Source organism: Delftia sp. WSY_12 (assembly GCF_043104645.1).
Lineage (GTDB): Bacteria > Pseudomonadota > Gammaproteobacteria > Burkholderiales > Burkholderiaceae_C > Comamonas > Comamonas tsuruhatensis.
This window is the reverse complement of the sequence record NZ_JBICKW010000007.1, coordinates 34,600-53,532: the sequence shown is the minus strand read 5'-3', so window position 1 is coordinate 53,532 and position 18,933 is coordinate 34,600. Positions and strand designations below refer to the sequence as shown.

The window sequence follows — 18,933 nt, the reverse complement described above, 5'->3', positions numbered from 1 at the left end:
GATGAGCAACACCCCCCAGGCCACCACTGCCGCCGTGCCTGCGCAGGAGCAGGATTTCGTGCTGGAGCCGCCCGCGCCCGCCCTGCCCGTGCCCATCGAGTCGGCCAGCGGCAAGGTCCGCCTCAAGGCCGAGGAAGTGCAGCAGCTGGACGCGCAGGTGGCGCAGTTCATCGACGACGTCACCGCCAACGACAGCCAGTCGCCCGCGTTCAAGGGCGCGGTCGAGCGCATCCACGGCATGGGCAACAAGGAGGTGCAGGCCGCTGCGGCCGTCTCCAACCGCATGCTGGAGCGCCCCGTCAAGACGCTGAACAACGGCCTGTTCGACCAGGGCAGCCAGATCGGCCAGGGCCTGATCGACCTGCGCCGCCAGGTGGAGGCGCTGGACCCCTCGCGCCAGGACGACCTGTTCAAGCCGCGCAAGCTGCTGGGCCTGATCCCCATGGGCAACAGGCTGGTGGACTACTTCGACAAGTTCCAGTCCAGCCAGAGCCACCTGAACGCCATCATCGACAGCCTCAAGCGCGGCAAGGACGAGCTGCTGCGCGACAACGCCGCCATTGAGCAGGAAAAGGCCAACCTGTGGGGCCTGATGGAGCGGCTGGAAAAATACATCCACATCGGCAAGAAGCTGGACGCGGCGCTGGAGGCCAAGGCGGCGCAGCTGGACGCCAGCGACCCTGAAAAGGCGCGCGTGGTGCGCGAGGACATGCTGTTCTACGCACGCCAGAAGGTCACCGACCTGCTCACCCAGATGGCGGTGAACGTGCAGGGCTACCTGGCGCTGGACCTGGTGCGCAAGAACAACCTCGAACTAGCCAAGGGCGTGGACCGCGCGACCACCACCACGGTCTCCGCCCTGCGCACGGCCGTCATCGTGGCGCAGGCGCTGGCCAACCAGAAGCTGGTGCTGGACCAGATCACGGCGCTGAACACCACCACGGGCAACCTGATCGCCGGCACCAGCGAGCTGCTGCGCGAGCAAAGCGGGAAGATCCACGAGCAGGCGGCCGGCAGCACCATCGACATCGCCAGGCTGCAGCAGGCCTTCGGCAACATCTACCAGACCATGGACGCCATGGCCGACTTCAAGGTCAAGGCCCTGGCCTCCATGCAAACCACGGTGGACACGCTGTCGCAGGAGGTGGACAAGTCCCGCGCCTATCTGGAAAAGAGCCGCCGCGAGGACGTGCGCGAGGCGCTGCAGGCGCCTGCCGGCGAGGTGGTGCTGTGAGCATGTTCCAGCGCCTGGCGGCCTGGTGGCTGCTGGGCCTTGCGCTGGTCCTGGCCGGCTGCGGCAAGTCGCCCGAACCCGCGCCGCAGGCCGCCGCCAAGGCCGATGCGCCCGCCGGTCCCCAGGGTGCATTCACCGTGCTGGCCGGCTCCGAACTCAAGGACGTGGCGCCCGCGCTGGAGCAGGCCGCCACGGCGGCGGGCGTGCCGCTCAAGCTCAGCTATGCGGGCACGCTGGAGATGGTCGAGCGCATCAATGCGGGCGAGCAGTACGACGCCATCCTGCCGCCCAATGGCGCCTATCCCGCGCTGGCGCTGGCGAACAAGCCGCTGGCGCGCGAAAAGCTTTTCTACTCGCGCGTGGCCCTGGGCGTGAAGGTCCCCGTGCTGCACAAGCTGGGCTGGGACAAGGCCCCGCCCACCTGGGCCGACATCGCACGCGCTGCCGCCCAGGGCCGGCTGCGCTACGGCATGACCAATCCGGCCAGTTCCAACACCGGCATGAGCGCACTGTTCGCCGTGGCCTCGGCCGTGGCCGGCAAGACCGAGGACCTGGACGCCAGGGAGGTCAATGCGAAGTTGCTCAAGGACTTCCTGTCGGGCCAGAAGCTCACCGCCGGCAGCTCCGGCTGGCTGGCCGAGGCCTTCGAGCGTGAGCCCGGCGCCGTCGATGCGCTGGTCAACTACGAGGCCGTGATCCTGCGCCTGAACGAGAAGCTGCCCGCCGCCGACCGGCTCACCCTGGTCTACCCGCGCGACGGCGTGATCTCGGCCGACTATCCGCTGATGCTGCTCAACGCTGCGCGGCGCGCAGACTATGACAAGCTGGTCGCCCAGTTCAAGGCCCCCGCCTTCCAGGGCCAGCCGCTGCGCCAGGCCCAGCTGCGCCCCGCCAGCCCCGAGGCGCAGGCCAGCCCGGCCCTGCCCACGGCGCCCGTGGTAGAGCTGAGCTTTCCGAACCGGCTGGAGGTGATCGATGCCGTGCTCTCGGCCTACCAGAGCGATCTGCGCCGCCCGGCCACCAGCATCTTCGTGCTGGACGTGAGCGGCTCCATGAAGGGTGCGCGGCTGGCGCAGATGAAGGAGGCGCTCAAGCTGCTGTCCGGCGCCGAGGCCTCGGCCGCCAGCCAGCGCTATGCCGCCTTCCAGGCGCGCGAGCGCGTGCTGCTGATTCCGTTCTCGGGCCTGGTCGGCCAGCCCGCGCGCGTGCAGTTCGCGGCGGGCGACCTGCAGGCCGCAAGCGCCCAGGTGCTGGCCTATGCCGACAGCCTGGTGGCCGACGGCGGCACGGCCATCTACGACGCGCTCACGCTGGCCCAGCAGCAGGCACGCCAGGAACTGCGGGCCGATCCCGAGCGCTTCGTCAGCATCGTGCTGCTGACCGATGGCGCCAACACGGCCGGCCGCGACTGGGCCGCATTCGAGCGCGAGCAGCGCATGGCGCGCGACGGCGGCGCGCCGCTGGTGCGCGTCTTTCCCATCATCTTTGGCGAGGCGCAGTCCGGCGAAATGCAGGCCCTGGCCGCGCTGACGGGCGGGCGCGCCTTCGATGCGCGCAACACCGGCAAGAGCGGACTGCCGCTGGTGTTCAAGGAAATCCGGGGCTACCAGTGACAGCGCCGCCAGCGATGGGACCTGCCTGATGCGCCGCCTGCAGCTTTTCTTCTACGGCAACGGCAACCTCGCCGGCCTGGCGCTGGCCCTGCTGGGGCCGGTGCTGCTGTTTGCCGGCGTGATCGGCGCCGGCTGGGGCTGGATCACGCTGGGACTGTACGTCGCGGGCCTGCTGCTGGGCTGGGCCCTGCAGCCCGCGGGCGCCAGCTTCGAGCGGGCGCTGCAGCAGCACTGGAGCGCCGAGGACATCCGCGAACGCATCGACGAACTGGTGCAAAAGGCCCGCCCGATGCTCACGCCCGAGATGCAAAAGCACCTGGACAGCGTGCGCGGCTCGGTGCACGAGGTGCTGCCCTCGCTGGCCGAGGCCGGCCCGGTCTTCAACGACGGCCTGTTCACCGTGCGCGAGACGGTGCTGCAGTACCTGCCCGCCACGCTGTCGCACTATGCGGCGCTGCCGCCGCTGTTCCGTGTCACCCAGCCCGTGCAGGACGGCAAGACGCCCAGGCAGCTGTTGACCGAGCAGCTGGCGCTGCTTGCCGGGCAGATGCAGCAGGTGGTGGCCCATGTGGCGGCCAGCGACGCGCAGGCGCTGCTGGCCAATGGCCGCTTCTTGAAGCAGAAGTTCGACCAGCCGGATTTCCTGAAGTGAGGCGCCTGCAGGGTCGTCCCGCCACGCTGCGCGGGCCCTGTGTTAGCATGCTCCGCCATGCAGCCTGCTGCATTCCCGTCTTCCAGACACCTGAACTCTCGATCCAAGACAGCCATGAACGGTACGCCCGTTTCGATCATCGTTGCACAGTGGTGGCGCTTCCAATAAGGAAGCGGCACGTCGTCGCGGTTGCGTACCGCACCTTGCCGCCGTGACGGCAGCAAGGCTCACTCAGCAGATGGCTCCCCGGCACGGCGGCTCCCAGAACCCAGGAGATTGCCCAGATGCCCTCAGATTCCCCCTTCCAGACCCAGGCAGCATTGCGCGCATTCCCGCGCCAGCCTTCGCTGCGGCATGCCCGCGCCACCCGTTTTTCCCTTTGAGACCCAGGAGCCGGTATGACCAGACTGCTGATGATCGACAACTACGACAGCTTCACCTACAACATCGTCCAGTACTTCGGCGAGCTGGGTGCCGATGTCACCGTGGTGCGCAATGACGAGGCCACGCTGGACGAGGTGATCGCCCTGGTCGAGCGCGAGAAGATCGACCGCCTGGTGATCTCGCCCGGCCCCTGCTCGCCGGCCGAGGCCGGCATTTCCGTGGCGGCCATACAGCACTTTGCAGGCCGCCTGCCCATCCTGGGCGTGTGTCTGGGCCACCAGAGCATTGGCGCGGCCTTCGGCGGCGACATCGTGCGCGCGGGCCAGCAGATGCATGGCAAGACCAGCGTCATCACCACCGACCGCAAGGGCGTGTTCGCCGACCTGCCCGAGCAGTTCACGGTCAACCGCTACCACTCGCTGGCCATCGCGCGCTCCAGCCTGCCCGAATGCCTGGAGATCACGGCCACCAGCGAGGACGGCGAGATCCAGGGCGTGCGCCACACCAGCCTGGCCATCGAGGGCGTGCAATTCCACCCCGAGAGCATCCTCACCGAGCATGGCCATGCCATGCTCAAGAATTTCCTGGAACAGAAGGCCTGAGCAGGCCGGCACCCAACCGAGACACCGCAATGACCCAGATCACCCCCCAGGAAGCGCTGCAGCGCACCATCGAGCACCGCGAAATCTTCCACGACGAGATGCTGCACCTGATGCGCCTGATCATGCGCGGCGAGCTGTCGCCCGTGATGACGGCGGCCATCGTCACCGGCCTGCGCGTGAAGAAGGAGACCATCGGCGAGATCACGGCCGCGGCCGAGGTCATGCGCGAGTTCTCCAACAAGGTCCATGTGGAGGACAAGCGCCACCTGGTGGACATCGTGGGCACGGGCGGCGATGGCGCCAACACCTTCAACATCTCCACCTGCTCCATCTTCGTGATCGCGGCGGCGGGCGGCAAGGTCAGCAAGCACGGCGGGCGCAGCGTCAGCAGCAAGAGCGGCAGCGCCGACGCCATGGAGGCGCTGGGCGTCAACATCCAGCTCAGCCCCGAGCAGATCGCGCGCAGCATCGCCGACGTGGGCATCGGCTTCATGTTCGCGCCCAACCACCACCCGGCCATGAAGAACGTGGCGCCCGTGCGCAAGGAGCTGGGCGTGCGCACCATCTTCAACATCCTGGGCCCGCTGACCAATCCGGCCAGCGCGCCCAACATCCTCATGGGCGTGTTCCACGAGGACCTGGTCGGCATCCAGGTGCGCGCGCTGCAGCGCCTGGGCGCCGAGCACGCCATCGTGGTCTATGGCCGCGACGGCCTGGACGAGATCAGCCTGGGCGCGGGCACCCTGGTGGGCGAGCTCAAGGACGGCGTGGTGCGCGAGTACGAGATCCATCCCGAGGACTTCGGCCTGCGCATGGTGGGCACGCGCGCCTTCAAGGTGGACAATCCCGAGGAATCCAAGGCCATGCTGCTGGGCGTGCTCCATGGCGAAAAGAGTGCCGCGCGCGACATCGTCTGCCTGAACGCGGGTGCTGCCCTGTATGCGGCCAACGTGGCCTCCAGCATCGAGGACGGCATGGCCCGCGCCCAGGCGGCGCTGGACAGCGGCGCGGCCCTGGCCAAGCTCAACGAACTCGTGGCCTACACGGCCCGGCTGACGGCCTGAGCCGCGCAGCCCCCATCGACCACCGAATACAAGAAACCAAGGAAAGCAACGTGTCCGACATCCTCAAGCAAATCTGCGACGTGAAAGTGCAGGAAGTGGCCGCCGCCCAGAAGCGCATGCCCTTCGCGGACATGCGCCGCGACGCCGAAAGCCGCGTGCTCACGCGCGACTTCGTGGGCGCGCTGCGCGCCAAGATCGCCGCCGGCCAGGCCGGCGTGATCGCCGAGATCAAGAAGGCCAGCCCCAGCAAGGGCGTGATCCGCGAGGACTTCATCCCCGCCGACATCGCGCAAAGCTATGCCGATGGCGACGGCAAGGGCGTCAGCGCCGCCTGCCTCTCGGTGCTGACCGACAAGCAGTTCTTCCAGGGCAGCGTGGACTATCTCAAGCAGGCGCGCGCCAGCTGCCACCTGCCCGTGCTGCGCAAGGACTTCATGGTCGATCCCTACCAGATCTACGAATCGCGGGCCATGGGCGCCGACTGCGTGCTGCTGATCGCCGCCTGCCTGGACGACGCGCAGATGGCCGAGATGGAACAGATCGCCCACAGCCTGGACATGGCCGTGCTGGTCGAGGTGCACGACGGCGCCGAGCTGGACCGCGCCCTGCGGCTCAAGACGCCGCTGGTGGGCATCAACAACCGCAACCTGCGCAGCTTCGAGGTCAGCATCCAGACCACGCTGGACCTGCAAAAGAACGTGCCCGCCGACCGCCTGCTGGTCACCGAGTCGGGCATCGGCAGCCGCGAGGACGTCAAGGCCATGCGCGATGCCGGCATCCACAGCTTCCTGGTGGGCGAGGCCTTCATGCGCGCCAAGGAGCCGGGAGAGGCGCTGGCCAAGCTGTTTGCCTGAAGCCAAGACCGGATCGGTCCCTCGGTGGTGCGCCACCGAAGCAGCCCGCCGCAGCCATGCGTGCGGGCTTTTTTTGTGCAAATAGTGTTTCTAAAAGTTTTTCGTTTGCATGATAATTATTGACAATGCGCATGAAATGCCGATCCGGCAACATGGCCGCAGCCCATCGCCTACGGAGACTTCGATGTCGTTCATGCCCCGTGCCCCTTTCCTGTCCAGCCGCGGCTGGGCTGCCCTCATCGTTTGCGCATCTGCCGCGCTGGCATCGTCCGGCGCCTGGGCACAGGCCACGCGCACCTGGGTCTCGGGCGTGGGCGATGACGTCAACCCCTGCAGCCGCACGGCTCCCTGCAAGACGTTTGCGGGGGCCATCTCCAAGACGGCCGCCAAGGGTGAGATCAATGTGCTGGACCCGGGCGGATTCGGTGCGATCACCATCACCAAGTCCATCACCATTGACGGCAGCGGCGGTGCCATCGCCGGCGTGCTGGTGTCTGGCACGAACGGCATCACTGTCTCTGCAAACCCTTCGGATACCGTGGTGCTCAGGAGCCTGGACATCAACGGCGTTGACCAGGGCCTGTCCGGAGTGAACATCCTGCAGGCCGGCAAGGTGGTGGTGGAGAACGTCAAGATCCAGGGCTTCGCGCAGGCGGCGGTCAGGGTGGACGCTGCAGCCACCAACACCTCTGTGCTCGTGCAAGGCTCGCAACTGCTGGGCAATGTGCAGCCCGTCCAGGGCGATGCAGCCCGCGCCGCCATCAGTGTCCAGAGCACGACCGCCCAGGTCTACCTGTCCAACACCACGGTGTTCGGCAATGACAAGGCGTTCAACGCTGTGGCTGGCGGGAAGATCACCTCGTTCAACAACAACCGGGTCATGGGCAACACCCAGGACAGCGCGCCCACCGAAACCGTCTACGAACGCTGATCGGCGCAAGGCAGCATCATGCACAGCGTAAAAGGCGTTGCCCGCAAGTCCTGTCTGGGGCTTGCGGTGTTTGCGGCCCTGGGCCCGGCGCAAGCCGCCGAACTGCTGGCCAACGGCAGTTTCGAGCAGAACTCCGGTCCGGGTTCCCTGGTTTTCACGGGCTGGCAATCCGTGTCCCAGGCCGGCTCCAAGGGCGGCTTCGCCGCCCAGCAAGGCGCCAGGGGCGCCATCACGCCCGTGGCCGTGCCTGCACCTCCCGACGGGGCATTTGCCCTCATGAGCGACCAGCCCGGCCCCGGCAGCCATGTGCTCTACCAGGACGTTGCCATTCCGGCGGGCAGCCCGGCCACGCTGAGCGCCCGCGTCTATGTCCAGAATGCGGCCAAGGTCGCTGCGGCGCCGGCCACGCTTGACTACACGGTGGCTGCGCCCAACCAGCAGGTGCGCATCGACGTCATGAACCCCGCCGCCGCGCCCGACAGCCTGGGCGCCGGTGTGCTGGCCAACGTCTTCCAGTGGCCGCCGGCCACGGCGCCCGGTCCTTCGGCCAGCGGCAGCGGCTACCAGTCGCTGCAGTTCGACCTGTCGGCCTACGCGGGCCAGACCGTGCGGCTGCGCATTGCCGAGGTGGACAACCGGCAAAGCCTGTTCTTCGGCGTGGATGCGATGAGCGTCTGGTCCGGCAGCGTTCCGGGCGCACTGCAGCCACCTGCCGATACGGGCTTTTTCGCGCAGGGCACGGCCGTGCAGCTGACCTTCGATCCGGTGGCCTCCATCCCCGGCCAGACGGTCACGGGCTATGTGGCGCAATGCGTCCCGCAAGGCGGCGGCGCGGTGCTGACGGGCACGTCCAGCACTCCGACGGTGGCGGTCAACGGCCTGACGCCCGGCGTGGCCTACAACTGCAGCGTGGCGGCACAGTCCAGCAGCGGCGCGGGGCCCGCCTCGCAGCCCCTGACGGTCAACGCCCCTGTCGCTGGCGCCACCACCATCTCGACCCTGCAAGGCGGCAGCGCGACGCTGACCGTCAGCAATCCGGCCAGCGGCTGCAGCCTGCAATCGGCATCGCTGGTGCGCGCGCAAAGCCTGCCTGCTGCACCACCCCAGGGTGCAGCGGCCTATCCGCTGGGTGTGCTGGACCTGCGCTCGTCGGGCTGCAACTCAGGCGCGACGCTGAAGCTCAGCGTCACCATGCCGCAGGCACTGCCTGCGGGGGCCCAGTACTGGAAGTACGGCCCCACGGCGGCCAACCCGGCACCGCACTGGTATGCCTTCAACGATGGCTTCAAGGTGACCTCGGCCAATACCTACACCCTGGAAGTCCAGGACGGCGGCCTGGGCGACGATGACCTGCAGGCCAATGGCGTGGTGGTCGATCCGGGCGGTCTGATGGTGATGGCGGCGACCTCTCCTGCCGCCATTCCCGTGTGGAACCTTGCAGGCCTTGCCGCCACATCGGCCAGCGTGCTGCTGGCCATGGCCGCGCTGCGCCGGCGCCGCCGGCCGCGCTGAAACCTTCAGGCACAACGCACACGCCGGGCGGCTGTGCGACTGCGGGTATCCTCAGGACATCAATGCACCGGCCGCGCGCCGGTGCATTCCCGTTTCTTTCGTACCTTCGAGGAACCACCATCGCGCGCCATGCGTGTGCTGGTGCCCCATCCGCCATGGCCCTTCAAGACGACGCAATCGCCCCGGCGCAAGCCGACCAACTCCAATCCGCCGATCCCGCCGACTGGCCCGTTGCGCCCGACTGGCAGCCCCTGGTCGAGGACTTCTTCGCGGGTGCCACGGGCCAGCAGCTGCTGACCTTTCTGCACCAGCGCCTGGAAGCCGGCGCCGTGATCTTTCCGCCCCAGCCGCTGCGCGCGCTGGAGCTGACACCGCCCGATGAGGTGCGCGTGGTCATCCTGGGGCAGGACCCCTACCACGGCCGGGGGCAGGCCGAAGGCCTGTCGTTCTCGGTGGCGCCGGGCGTGCGCATGCCGCCCTCGCTGCAGAACATCTTCAAGGAGATGCAGCGTGACCTGGGCGTGCCCTTCCCGCCGTTCCCCAACCCGGGCGGCAGCCTGGTCAAGTGGGCCAGGAACGGCGTGCTGCTGCTCAACACCTGTCTCACGGTGGAGGAAGGCCAGGCGGCCAGCCACTCGGGCAAGGGCTGGGAGCTGCTGACCGATGCGGTGATCCGACACATCGCCCAGGGCACGCGCCCCGTGGTCTTCATGCTCTGGGGCAGCCATGCGCAGTCCAAGCGCGCCTTCATTCCGGCCGACCGGGGCCATCTGGTGCTGACCAGCAACCATCCCTCGCCTCTGTCGGCGCTGCGCCCGCCCGTGCCCTTCATCGGCAACGGGCACTTCGGCAAGGCGCGCGACTTCCGCGCCCAGCACGGCTACTGAGCGGCCCGCTCGGGGCGTGGCTCCACGATGGGGAACACGCTGTCGAAGCGGTCCAGCATGGACATGAGCGCCGCTACCTTGGAGGCGTCGCCCTCGATGCGCAGCTGGCCGCTCTTGATGGCCTCGGCCATCGTGGTCTCCTGGCCTGCAATGGCGTCCAGCGTGGCGCGCGTCAGGCGCAGGCTCGCGTGGGCGGCGGGCGCAAGGCCCGGGCTCTGGGTGAGGGCGCTGTTCTCCAGGTTCAGGCTGCGCTGCTCGCCGGTGTCGGTGAAGGTCCAGTTGAGCACGATGCGCTGGCCTGCGGCCTTGCCGGCGTCCAGCCGCACGCCCAGGTAGTCGAAGAACATCTCCAGCGGCAGGCTGCGCACCAGGTCGCGCGCGGCGCTGCCGGGCCTGGGCAGTTGGGGCACGCCCTGGCGCAGCTCCGCCGCGCCCTGCAGGAAGGCGTTGCGGGCCGTGGCCGATTCCATCTGGTAGCCCAGCTGTTCATAGGCATTGGCGGCCAGGCGGCGCGCGGCCTGGTTGGCCGGGTCGGCAAAGACCAGCTGCGAGGCGATCTGCGCCACCCAGCGGTATTCGCCGCGCTCGTAGTCGGCATGCGCACGGCGCAGCACGGCGTCGGCGCCACCCATGTATTCCACGGTCTTGCGCGCCGCGGGCACGGGCGGCAGCGCCTCCAGTTGGGCCGGGTTGCCTTCGTAGTAGCCCAGGTAGTGCTGGTAGATGGCGCGTATGTTGTGGCGCAGGTGGCCGTAGAAGGCATGTGTGGCGCCGTCGCGGGCCAGGGATTCGGGCATCTTCAGCATCTCGGCGATCTCCGAGCCCACGTAGCCGTGGTTCATGAGGCGCACGGTCTGGTCGTGCAGGTATTTGTAGGTGTCGCGCTGGCCGGCCAGCATGCGCTGCAGCCGGGGCTGGCCCCAGACCGGCCAGTGGTGCTGGGCGATCAGGATCTGTGCCTGGCCGCCATAGGCGTGCAGGGCGTCGTTCAGGTGGCGGGACCAGCCCAGCGCATCGCGCACCTGGGCGCCGCGCAGCGGCAGCAGGTTGTGCTGGGTGTGCACGGCGATCTCGGCCATGTTCAGCACCTTGAGCTGGGGGTAGTACATGATCATCTCGGCCGGCGCCTCGGCCCCGGGCGTGAGCGTGAATTCGATGTCCACGCCGTCGATGCGCAGGGTCTCGCGCGGCTTGTCGATCACACGCGTGGGCGCGATCAGCCCCATGGTGCCGGGCGCACCCGCCTTGCCCAGCCCTGCGTCCACCTGTCCCCTGGCATCGCGCGGCAGCAGCATGCCGAACTGGTAGAGCGCGCGCCGGCCCATGGCATGGCCGGCGATCACGTTCTCGCCCACGGCCTCGGCCATGAAGCCCGCCGGGGCGATGACCTGCACGCGGCCAGCATCCACCTCTTCCTGGCGCACCACGCCGCGCACGCCGCCGAAATGGTCCACATGGCTGTGCGAGTAGATGACGGCCACCACGGGCTTGCGCGGTCGGTGCTGGTAGTACAGGTCCATGGCGGCCTGGGCGGTCTCGGTGTACATCAGCGGATCGACCACGATCAGGCCGGTCTCGCCCTCGATGATGCTCATGTTCGACAGGTCCAGGCCGCGCACCTGGTAGAGCCTGTCCGTCACATGGAACAGGCCGCTGACGCGGTTGCGCTGTGCCTGGCGCCACAGCGCGGGGTGCACGGTGTCGGGCGCCTGGTCCTGCTGCAGGAATGCATAGGCCTGCATGCCCCAGATGGGCCGGCCCTGGGCATTGCGCACCACCAGCGCATCCGCCGAGGCGATCAGGCCGCGTTGCGCGTCCTCCATGGCCTGGGCGTCGTCCTGAGGCTGCTGCGCCAGCGCAGCCTGCTGGGCCGCGCGCGTGGCCGCGCTGGCTGCCTGTGGCCGGGCCATGTCGGAGACCGGCAGGCTGCTGCCTGCGCAGGCGCTCAGCAGGGCGGCGGCCAGGCAGGCCAGCAGGCGGCAAGGGCGCGCCAGCGCGCGGGGCAGGGGGTGTGAGGCTTGCATGGGAAGGTCTCCTGGCATGTGTTCGATGTCAGCGGCGAAAATACGCAGGCCCGCCGGCTGTGTCTGTCAGCCACCCGACATCCCTTTCCATGCAAGCTTCCCTCGCCTCTTCCTACCTGCCCACGCTGCGCGCCGGCCGCTGGTTCAGCGCATTGGCGCCGCAGTTTGCCGATTTGCTGCTGGCGCTGGCGCAGCAGCGCAGCCTGGAGACGGGCGAGGCCCTGTTCCTGCGCGGCGATGCGCTGGAGGGCGGGCTGTTCGCCGTGGTCCGGGGCAGCATCGGTTTTTCCGGGGTGGGTGGGCAGAGCGAGCATGCGCGCGAGGCGCTGCTCACGCGCATGGGACCAGCCACCTGGTTTGGCGAGATCGCGCTGTTCGACGGTTCGCCGCGCACCCATGATGCCCACGCCATGGAGCCCAGCGAGGTGCTGCAGGTGCCGCGCCAGCCGCTGCTGGACTGGCTGCAGCAGCATCCCGCGCACTGGCATGACCTGGGCGTGCTGATGTCGGGGCGCATGCGCGCGGCCTTCGCGGCGCTGGAGGACCTGGCCCTGATGCCCGCACCCCAGCGGCTGGCGCGCCGCCTGGTGGCCATGGCGCGCGGCTACGGCGAGCGGCTGGACGATGTGCCGGCCCGGCCGCGCCTGGATATCACGCAGGAGCAGCTGGCGCGCATGCTGTCGATCTCGCGCCAGACCACCAACGTGCTGCTGCAGGGCCTGCAGGCGCGGGGCCTCATCCGTGTGCAGCGCGGCGAGATCGAGATCCTGCAATGGCAGGCGCTGTGCGCCGAGCGGTTCTGAGCGGCGCAGCCAGTCAAGGGCTGTTGTTCAGACCACCAGCGCATTCTCCACGTCCTGCACCTTGCGGCGCGCCAGCGCGAGATTGGCCTTGGCCTTGTCGAGCACCAGGTACAGGAACAGGCCCTCGTGGTGGGTGGAGGGGCGCAGGATGTGGTACTGCCTGCTCAGCGTGATGAGGATGTCCTCGATGGTGTCTTCCAGGCCCAGCGAGCGCATGGTTTTGAGTTTGGCGCGCACCAGTTCGGTGTTGCCGGCGGCAGCCAGCTCCAGGTCCACGCCCGAGCCGTCCTGCCCCAGGATCATGCCGCTGTTGTAGTCCACCAGTGCAGCGCACATGGCGCCGTCGCAGCGCATCAGTTCATCCATGGTTTGCTTGATATTGGCCATTGTTTTCCTAACTCCCTTGTGTTGCGAAAATGTCCTGCACCTTCGCGGTGCCTTCTTGCCGGATGCATAGGAGCAGCCCTTGCCTGCCTTTGCCATCACGCTTGTTCCAGCGTCCGCACGGCCTCGCGCGAGACATAGAGAACCTGGCCCAGAACGGCCTCGCGCGAGGCCACCACGCTGATGACCAGCGTCAGGCCCGGGCGCTGTGCCTGCAGCATGACGATGAAGCCCTCGGCCGCCTCGACCACCACGTTGGCGCAATGCCCGAGCTGGTTCTCCTCGCCGGCGATCATGCCCAGCGCCGCCATCGAGCTGGCCATGGCCGACAGCCGCGCCGTGCTGCCCTGGCCTTGCGCACGGGCGGCCACCTCGAAGCCGTCCTCGGTGCTGACCACGCAGCCACGCACGCCGTGCAACCTGCTCATCAGCGACTGCACCGCCGCCTGGGCTGCAGCCTTCAAGGCAGCGTCATTCTTCATGGGACTTCTCCTGGGCAAGGGCTTCGATCTGCAGCAGCAACAGCTCGATCAGGGCCACCACCTGCTGGGGGTTGCGCACATCGGCCGGCACCACGGGGCACAGCAGGCCGCGCGATTGCAGGTGCACGGCAAAGCTGTCCAGATCAGGCGCTGTGTACTCCTGCATGCGGCATACCGCCACCACGCATGCCGTGCTGCGCAAGACATCGGACAGGCCCTGGACATAGGTATCCAGGTCGGCCAGCGGATCGGAGCGGCTGTTGTCGATCAGCAAGATCACGCCCAGCGCGCCGCGCGAGAGGATGCGCCACATGAAGTCAAAGCGCTCCTGCCCGGGCGTGCCGTAGAGGTACAGCTTCTCGCCGTTGTCCAGGGTCAGCTCGCCATAGTCCATGCCGGCCGTCGTCAGCGCCTTGTCCAGGGTGTCATCGGTGTTGCGCACGTCGGTGCTCACGGGGGCGATCTCGCTGACGCAGCGGATGGCCGTGGTCTTGCCTGCGCCTGGAGGGCCGGAAATCAGGATCTTGAGTTCGCTCATGGGCGCGCTCCTGCAAACCGGGCCAGGCGAAGGCGTATGCGTTCGAGCACACCCCTGTCCGGCGCAGGGTTGCCGGGGTGCGGTGCAGCGGGCGGGCGGGCCGAGGCCCAGCGCAGCAGGCCGGCGGCGTCCAGCTCGTTCAGAAAACCGGCGCAGATCTCGGGCGGCAGGCCCGAACGCTGGCACAGGGTCTGCATCGTCGTGGGCTGGCCTGTCAGCAAGGTGGCCAGGCGGATATGGTGGGATCTCGTCAGCAGTTGCGGCGACGGCCAGCGCCGCAGCTGCAGCAGCATCAGCTGATGCTGCGTGTGCAGGCCGCTGGCGTGTGCCTTGGCGCTGGCCGGTTTGCCGTGCACCGACAGGATGCGTGCGCCCATGGTGTTGAGGCATTCCTCCAGCGCCTCGGCGCGCAGGGGCATGCCCAGGTGGCCACCCGCAGGGAAGGCTCCCCTGGGTGGCCCTCCCACGCGCAGCGTCAGCGCGGGCGGGGCGGCAGGCGCTTGGGCCAGTTCGCCATGCACCACCGTCATGTCCGCCTGGGATTCACGCCACGTCCAGCGGTGCCGTGTGCGGTGATTCACCATCAGCACATAGGAGCGGAACAGCTTGGCGTCGCGGTCCGGCAGGCCATGCAGCATGAAGGTCAGTTCGGTTCGCTCATCCATGCTGTGCCTCCCGCTGCAATTGCCGCCTGCGCCCTCCGGTCTGGTTCGTGTACATGCCTTGCCTCTTCTTTGTAGGTCCGGCGATGGCCGGGTTGTCCATGAATCCATTCAGGAACGGGAGTCCAGGAATCCCGCAAGGGGAAGCCCGACGACAGAGCTGCGGATGATAGGAATGGCGCCGGCGGCTGGCTGTCCGGTCGCGCTGGAGAATCAGAATCGGCTGGGTCAGAATCAGAGTTGTCCTATCCGATTCGTGCCCAATCCGCTCCCAGCCTGAGCGGATCGAGCAAGGGCGATGGATGAATCGCGGGTCTGCAGGGCCGTAAAAATCGGAGCTTTCCGAGTTTTGTCCCTGCATCCCTGGTCGGACTGTGGTCTCTTTTCTGGCCGGCCTTGTGTGGGTGGTGCCTGGCGGGTGCTGCCCGCCGTGTCCTCTGGTTACCAGGGACCGGGCAACCGCAGCTGCAGCATCTCCAGGAAGGACTGCGCCGCATGCGGCAGCGTGCGGCCGGCCAGGGTCTGCACCTCGATGTCGCGCAGGTCCATGCCCCGGTCGCTGAGCGCCACGGCCACCAGCGCGCCCGTGGCCACCATGTGGCGCGCGGCGATCTCGCTGGCCACGGCCACGGCGGCGCCCTGGGCTGCAAAGTTCAGCAGGGTCTTGCCGTGGTTGCTCTCCATCACCGGCATCAGCATCAGGCCCTGGCGGCTGCAGGCGGCGTCCAGCAGCTGGCGCACGGCCGTGTCGGCCGGCGTGAGCGCCAGCGGATGGCGCACCAGCTGGGCCAGCGACAGGCGCCGCGCCTGCGCCAGCGCATGGCCGGGGGCGACCAGGGCCACCAGCGGCGCGGCCACGCGGCAGGCCACGGCAATGCCTTTTTCGGGCGCGCGGCTGAAGCACAGGCCGATGTCGGCCGTGCCGCTGCGCACGGCCTCGGGCACGGCGGGCGTGGGCAGCACCATGACCTCGAAGACGATGCCGGCGTGCTCGCGCTGGAAGGCCGCGCACAGGCGCGGCAGGAACTCGTTGGCAAAGGCGTCGGAGCTTGCGATGCGCACGCGGCCGCTGCGCAGCCCCTGCAGGGCCTCGATCTCGCCCAGCGCGCGCTCGGCATCCAGGCCGGCGCGGCGCACATGGTCGGCCAGGATCTCGCCGGCCGCATTGAGCACCATGCCGCGCGGGTGGCGTTCGAACAGCGGCGTGCCCAGCAGCCCCTCCAGCGCCGCGATCTGGCGGCTGATGGCCGAGGCCGCCACATGCAGCCGCGCCGATGCCTCGGTCAGCGATCCGCATTGCGCCACTTCATGGAAGTAGCGCAGCGCGGTGTCCTGCAGGAGAAGGTGGCGGGCGTCGGGCATGTCGCCCCGATTGTCATCAATTTGCCGCAGAGGCAACGCAGGTTTGCAAATTTGCTGATGGCGGCAAAGGGGCGAGGGTTCTACGATGGCCTGTTGCGGCGTTGCAGGGAGCAGCGGCTGCAGCTGTCCAACCCTCTGACCAGGAGTGTGCCCATGAAGGCATTGCCCAGCGTTTTACTTCCACGCCGCGCCCTCGTGGCTGCGGCCTGTGCCCTGGCTGGCGCCATGGCCCTGCCCGCCGTGGCACAGGGCCAGGCGTCCTGGCCCTCGCACCCGGTGCGCCTGGTCGTGCCCTTTCCGGCCAGCGGCGCCACCGACCTCGTGGCGCGCGTGGTGGCGCAGCGCATGTCCCAGGACCTGGGCCAGCAGCTGGTCATCGACAACCGCCCCGGCGCGGGCGGCACCATCGGCACGGGCGAGGCCGCCAAGGCCTCGCCGGACGGCTACACGCTGCTGTTCACCACCAGCAGCACGCATGCCATCTCGCCGCACCTGATGACCCGTCTGGCCTACAAGGCCGACAAGGATTTCACGCCCATTGCCGAGATCGGCGGCGCGGCCAGCATCCTGCTGGTCACGCCCTCGCTGCCCGTGCGCAACGTGCAGGAGCTGATCGCCTATGCCAAGGCCCATCCGGGCGCCCTCAACTACGCCAGCAGCGGCAACGGCACCATCGTCCACCTGAACGCTGCGGCCTTCGCGGCGCGCGCGGGCCTGCAGCTGACCCATGTGCCCTACAAGGGCACGGCGCAGTCCATCACCGACCTGTCCGCAGGCCAGGTGCACCTGCTGTTCGACTCCATTCCCACCGGCATGCCCCATGTGGCCAGCGGCCGCCTGCGTGCCCTGGCCGTGACCGGCGACAAGCGCAGCGCGCTGGCGCCCGACCTGCCCACGGTGGCCGAGTCCGGCCTGCCCGGCTATTCTTCGGTCACCTGGTTCGGCGTCTATGGCCCGGCCGGCATGAAGCCCGAACTGGTGGCGCGGATCAATCAGGCCTTCAACAAGGCCATCCAGAATCCCGAGGTGGTGGCCAGCCTGGCCAGGCAGGGCGTGGAAGCCGCATCGCCCCGCACGCCCGCGCAGTTCGCTGCCATGGTGCAAGCCGACAGCGCGCGCTGGGCGCAGGTCATCAAAGACAACAAAATCACATTGGATTGAGTGAAGCACCCCCTGAGCGGCTTTGCCGCTTCCCCCTCTCCTGCGGGAGGGGGACGACGCCCTTGCTGCGGGGTGGCGCGGCCGGCGTAGGCCCTTGCTTGGCGTCCCTGAGCTGGGCCGTGCCTGCGGTTCCTCAAGCTATCGGTGGCGCGTTGGCGCTATGGAAATTGATATGACAAGCACTGTTACGGACTGGACACTTCCCTACGCCTCGCACCGCTCTTCGGTGCTGGGCCGCAACATGGTCTCCACCTCGCAGCCGCTGGCCGCGCAGGCCGGCCTGTCCATGCTGCTGGCCGGCGGCAATGCGGTGGATGCGGCCATTGCCACGGCCATGGCGCTGACCGTGGTCGAGCCCACGGGCTGCGGCCTGGGCAGCGATGCCTTCTGCATCCTGTGGGATGGCAAGGAATTGCACGGCCTCAATGCCTCGGGCCGCTCGCCCGAAGCCTGGACGCCCGAGTACTTCGCCGCGCTGGGCGGCATTCCCGAGAAGGGCTGGAACGCTGTCACGGTGCCCGGCGCCGTCTCGGCCTGGGTGGAGCTGTCGCGCCGCTTCGGCAAGCTGCCGTTCGAGCAACTGGCCCAGCCCGCCATCCGCTATGCGCGCGACGGCTTTGCGGTCTCGCCCACCATCGCCACGCTGTGGGCGCTGGGCGGCGCCAAGCTCGGCGACCAGCCCGGTTTTGCCGAGTGCTTCCTGCCCGATGGCAAGGCCCCCAAGGCGGGCGAGGTCTTCCGCAGCGAAGCCCATGCGCGCACGCTGGAGGAGATCGCCGCCACCCGGGGCGAGTCCTTCTACAGAGGCGCACTGGCGCGCTCGATGGCCGAGCACGCCAAGGCCTGCGGCGGCGCCATGACCGAGGCCGACCTGGCCGCCCACCAGGCCGACTGGGTCGGCACGGTGTCGCAGACCTTTGGCGATTCGGTGATCCACGAGATCCCGCCCAACGGCCAGGGCATTGCCGCGCTGATGGCGCTGGGCATGCTGGACGCGCTGGGCGTGGGCGCCGAGCCGCTGGACGGCGTGGAGTCCGTGCACCTGCAGGTCGAGGCCATGAAGCTGGCCCTGGCCGACCTGCACGAATACAACGCCGACGGCGACCACATGCGCGTCGAATCCGCCCATCTGCTGGACGCCGGCTACCTGCGCGAACGCGCGGCGCTCATTGACCGCGAGCGCGCCAGCGCGCCCACCTACGGCGCACCGCGCCCGGGCGGCACGGTCTACCTGGCGGCGGCCGATGCCAGCGGCATGATGGTCTCGTTCATCCAGTCCAACTACATGGGCTTCGGCTCGGGCGTGGTCGTGCCGGGCACCGGCATCAGCCTGCAAAACCGCGGCCACGGCTTCACCACGCAAGCCGGCCATGCCAACGAGGTCGCGCCACGCAAGCGCCCCTCGCACACCATCATCCCGGCCTTTGCGATGAACGCCGACGGCACGCCCCAGATGGCCTTCGGCGTGATGGGCGGCCCCATGCAGAGCCAGGGCCACCTGCAGATGGCCCTGCGCGTGCTGCGCTACGGCCAGAACCCCCAGGCCGCCGCCGACGCACCGCGCTGGCGCGTGACGGGCGGCAAGGGCGTGGCCGTGGAACCCGCCTTCGACGCCGAGGTCGTCGCCGCCCTGCGCGCACGCGGCCATGAGGTCACGGTGGAGGAAGGCCATGGCGTCTTCGCCTTCGGCGGCGCGCAGCTGGTGCTGCGCGACGGCGACCACTACATCGGCGGATCGGACCCGCGCAAGGACGGGGGCGTGGTGGCGTTCTGAGCGGGGGCTG

General features: G+C 68.7%; 18 protein-coding genes. 12 read left to right on the top strand and 6 right to left on the bottom strand.

Annotation, left to right across the window (positions count from 1 at the left end; genetic code table 11):
* Position 1: 1 nt before the first annotated feature.
* The 9 genes from ACF8LI_RS03675 (at position 2) to ACF8LI_RS03635 (ending at position 9,733) form a co-directional block, all read left to right on the top strand.
* Complete coding sequence (locus tag ACF8LI_RS03675) at positions 2 to 1,234, top strand: toxic anion resistance protein (protein WP_016453983.1); 1,233 nt, start codon at positions 2 to 4, stop codon at positions 1,232 to 1,234.
* A 2-nt stretch (positions 1,235 to 1,236) separates the two neighbouring features.
* Complete coding sequence (locus tag ACF8LI_RS03670) at positions 1,237 to 2,847, top strand: substrate-binding domain-containing protein (RefSeq protein ID WP_392412078.1); 1,611 nt, start codon at positions 1,237 to 1,239, stop codon at positions 2,845 to 2,847.
* A gap of 28 nt (positions 2,848 to 2,875) precedes the next feature.
* Positions 2,876 to 3,499: a hypothetical protein gene (locus tag ACF8LI_RS03665; protein ID WP_034366387.1), complete on the top strand. Its 624-nt coding sequence runs from the start codon at positions 2,876 to 2,878 to the stop codon at positions 3,497 to 3,499.
* Between the two features lie 398 nt (positions 3,500 to 3,897).
* Positions 3,898 to 4,485 (top strand): aminodeoxychorismate/anthranilate synthase component II, encoded by a 588-nt coding sequence (locus tag ACF8LI_RS03660; RefSeq protein ID WP_012202700.1) that lies wholly within the window; start codon positions 3,898 to 3,900, stop codon positions 4,483 to 4,485.
* Positions 4,486 to 4,514: 29 nt separating this feature from the next.
* The gene (gene trpD, locus ACF8LI_RS03655; protein ID WP_013804671.1) at positions 4,515 to 5,549 is read left to right on the top strand and encodes an anthranilate phosphoribosyltransferase; all 1,035 of its coding nucleotides are present in this window, start codon (positions 4,515 to 4,517) and stop codon (positions 5,547 to 5,549) included.
* Between the two features lie 50 nt (positions 5,550 to 5,599).
* On the top strand, positions 5,600 to 6,403 hold the full coding sequence (gene trpC / locus ACF8LI_RS03650; RefSeq protein WP_012202702.1) for an indole-3-glycerol phosphate synthase TrpC: 804 nt from the start codon (positions 5,600 to 5,602) through the stop codon (positions 6,401 to 6,403).
* Between the two features lie 184 nt (positions 6,404 to 6,587).
* A complete protein-coding gene (locus ACF8LI_RS03645; protein ID WP_392429732.1) occupies positions 6,588 to 7,334 on the top strand; it encodes a hypothetical protein in 747 nt (248 codons plus the stop codon).
* 18 nt (positions 7,335 to 7,352) lie between these two features.
* Complete coding sequence (locus ACF8LI_RS03640) at positions 7,353 to 8,846, top strand: fibronectin type III domain-containing protein (RefSeq protein WP_392412075.1); 1,494 nt, start codon at positions 7,353 to 7,355, stop codon at positions 8,844 to 8,846.
* Between the two features lie 155 nt (positions 8,847 to 9,001).
* Positions 9,002 to 9,733, top strand: a complete 732-nt coding sequence (locus tag ACF8LI_RS03635; RefSeq protein WP_017405881.1) for a uracil-DNA glycosylase — start codon at positions 9,002 to 9,004, stop codon at positions 9,731 to 9,733.
* On the opposite strand, the gene ACF8LI_RS03630 is transcribed toward ACF8LI_RS03635, so the two are convergent.
* Positions 9,727 to 11,757, bottom strand: a complete 2,031-nt coding sequence (locus ACF8LI_RS03630) for an alkyl/aryl-sulfatase (protein WP_392412073.1) — start codon at positions 11,755 to 11,757, stop codon at positions 9,727 to 9,729. The genes ACF8LI_RS03635 and ACF8LI_RS03630 overlap by 7 nt on opposite strands.
* Before the next feature lie 89 nt (positions 11,758 to 11,846).
* Between ACF8LI_RS03630 and ACF8LI_RS03625 the strand changes: the two genes are divergently transcribed.
* Entirely contained in the window at positions 11,847 to 12,560 is a 714-nt protein-coding gene (locus ACF8LI_RS03625; RefSeq protein WP_392412071.1) for a Crp/Fnr family transcriptional regulator, read from the top strand.
* 27 nt (positions 12,561 to 12,587) lie between these two features.
* Here the strand turns inward: ACF8LI_RS03625 and ACF8LI_RS03620 are convergent, their stop codons facing one another.
* From ACF8LI_RS03620 to ACF8LI_RS03600, 5 genes are all read right to left on the bottom strand, one after another.
* Positions 12,588 to 12,947, bottom strand: a complete 360-nt coding sequence (locus tag ACF8LI_RS03620; protein ID WP_016449546.1) for a hypothetical protein — start codon at positions 12,945 to 12,947, stop codon at positions 12,588 to 12,590.
* Positions 12,948 to 13,042: 95 nt separating this feature from the next.
* Positions 13,043 to 13,426, bottom strand: coding sequence for a roadblock/LC7 domain-containing protein (locus tag ACF8LI_RS03615; RefSeq protein WP_016449547.1), 384 nt, complete (start codon positions 13,424 to 13,426; stop codon positions 13,043 to 13,045).
* On the bottom strand, positions 13,416 to 13,964 hold the full coding sequence (locus ACF8LI_RS03610) for an ATP/GTP-binding protein (protein WP_047328009.1): 549 nt from the start codon (positions 13,962 to 13,964) through the stop codon (positions 13,416 to 13,418). Before ACF8LI_RS03610 ends, ACF8LI_RS03615 begins: the two co-directional genes overlap by 11 nt.
* Positions 13,961 to 14,629 carry a hypothetical protein gene (locus ACF8LI_RS03605; protein WP_016449549.1) on the bottom strand — a complete coding sequence of 223 codons (669 nt, stop codon included), beginning with the start codon at positions 14,627 to 14,629 and terminating at the stop codon, positions 13,961 to 13,963. The genes ACF8LI_RS03610 and ACF8LI_RS03605 overlap by 4 nt, the downstream gene beginning before the upstream one ends.
* 438 nt (positions 14,630 to 15,067) lie before the next feature.
* Complete coding sequence (locus ACF8LI_RS03600) at positions 15,068 to 15,988, bottom strand: LysR family transcriptional regulator (RefSeq protein WP_016449550.1); 921 nt, start codon at positions 15,986 to 15,988, stop codon at positions 15,068 to 15,070.
* A 153-nt stretch (positions 15,989 to 16,141) separates the two neighbouring features.
* Here ACF8LI_RS03600 and ACF8LI_RS03595 point away from each other — a divergent pair, with 153 nt between their 5' ends.
* Together ACF8LI_RS03595 and ACF8LI_RS03590 are read left to right on the top strand one after the other, a co-directional pair.
* Entirely contained in the window at positions 16,142 to 17,149 is a 1,008-nt protein-coding gene (locus ACF8LI_RS03595; protein WP_392412067.1) for a Bug family tripartite tricarboxylate transporter substrate binding protein, read from the top strand.
* A 172-nt stretch (positions 17,150 to 17,321) separates the two neighbouring features.
* Positions 17,322 to 18,923, top strand: a complete 1,602-nt coding sequence (locus ACF8LI_RS03590) for a gamma-glutamyltransferase family protein (protein WP_392412064.1) — start codon at positions 17,322 to 17,324, stop codon at positions 18,921 to 18,923.
* Positions 18,924 to 18,933 lie beyond the last annotated feature (10 nt).

Excerpts from the sequence above, each read along its gene's own strand:
- ACF8LI_RS03615 (WP_016449547.1), bottom strand. The coding sequence starts at position 13,426 with ATGAAGAATGACGCTGCCTTGAAGGCTGCAGCCCAGGCGGCGGTGCAG.
- ACF8LI_RS03665 (WP_034366387.1), top strand. The coding sequence starts at position 2,876 with ATGCGCCGCCTGCAGCTTTTCTTCTACGGCAACGGCAACCTCGCCGGC.
- ACF8LI_RS03675 (WP_016453983.1), top strand. The coding sequence starts at position 2 with ATGAGCAACACCCCCCAGGCCACCACTGCCGCCGTGCCTGCGCAGGAG.
- ACF8LI_RS03640 (WP_392412075.1), top strand. The coding sequence starts at position 7,353 with ATGCACAGCGTAAAAGGCGTTGCCCGCAAGTCCTGTCTGGGGCTTGCG.
- ACF8LI_RS03600 (WP_016449550.1), bottom strand. The coding sequence starts at position 15,988 with ATGCCCGACGCCCGCCACCTTCTCCTGCAGGACACCGCGCTGCGCTAC.
- ACF8LI_RS03610 (WP_047328009.1), bottom strand. The coding sequence starts at position 13,964 with ATGAGCGAACTCAAGATCCTGATTTCCGGCCCTCCAGGCGCAGGCAAG.
- ACF8LI_RS03645 (WP_392429732.1), top strand. The coding sequence starts at position 6,588 with ATGTCGTTCATGCCCCGTGCCCCTTTCCTGTCCAGCCGCGGCTGGGCT.
- ACF8LI_RS03670 (WP_392412078.1), top strand. The coding sequence starts at position 1,237 with ATGTTCCAGCGCCTGGCGGCCTGGTGGCTGCTGGGCCTTGCGCTGGTC.
- ACF8LI_RS03620 (WP_016449546.1), bottom strand. The coding sequence starts at position 12,947 with ATGGCCAATATCAAGCAAACCATGGATGAACTGATGCGCTGCGACGGC.
- ACF8LI_RS03590 (WP_392412064.1), top strand. The coding sequence starts at position 17,322 with ATGACAAGCACTGTTACGGACTGGACACTTCCCTACGCCTCGCACCGC.
- ACF8LI_RS03625 (WP_392412071.1), top strand. The coding sequence starts at position 11,847 with ATGCAAGCTTCCCTCGCCTCTTCCTACCTGCCCACGCTGCGCGCCGGC.
- ACF8LI_RS03635 (WP_017405881.1), top strand. The coding sequence starts at position 9,002 with ATGGCCCTTCAAGACGACGCAATCGCCCCGGCGCAAGCCGACCAACTC.
- ACF8LI_RS03630 (WP_392412073.1), bottom strand. The coding sequence starts at position 11,757 with ATGCAAGCCTCACACCCCCTGCCCCGCGCGCTGGCGCGCCCTTGCCGC.
- ACF8LI_RS03605 (WP_016449549.1), bottom strand. The coding sequence starts at position 14,629 with ATGGATGAGCGAACCGAACTGACCTTCATGCTGCATGGCCTGCCGGAC.
- trpD (WP_013804671.1), top strand. The coding sequence starts at position 4,515 with ATGACCCAGATCACCCCCCAGGAAGCGCTGCAGCGCACCATCGAGCAC.
- ACF8LI_RS03595 (WP_392412067.1), top strand. The coding sequence starts at position 16,142 with ATGAAGGCATTGCCCAGCGTTTTACTTCCACGCCGCGCCCTCGTGGCT.
- ACF8LI_RS03660 (WP_012202700.1), top strand. The coding sequence starts at position 3,898 with ATGACCAGACTGCTGATGATCGACAACTACGACAGCTTCACCTACAAC.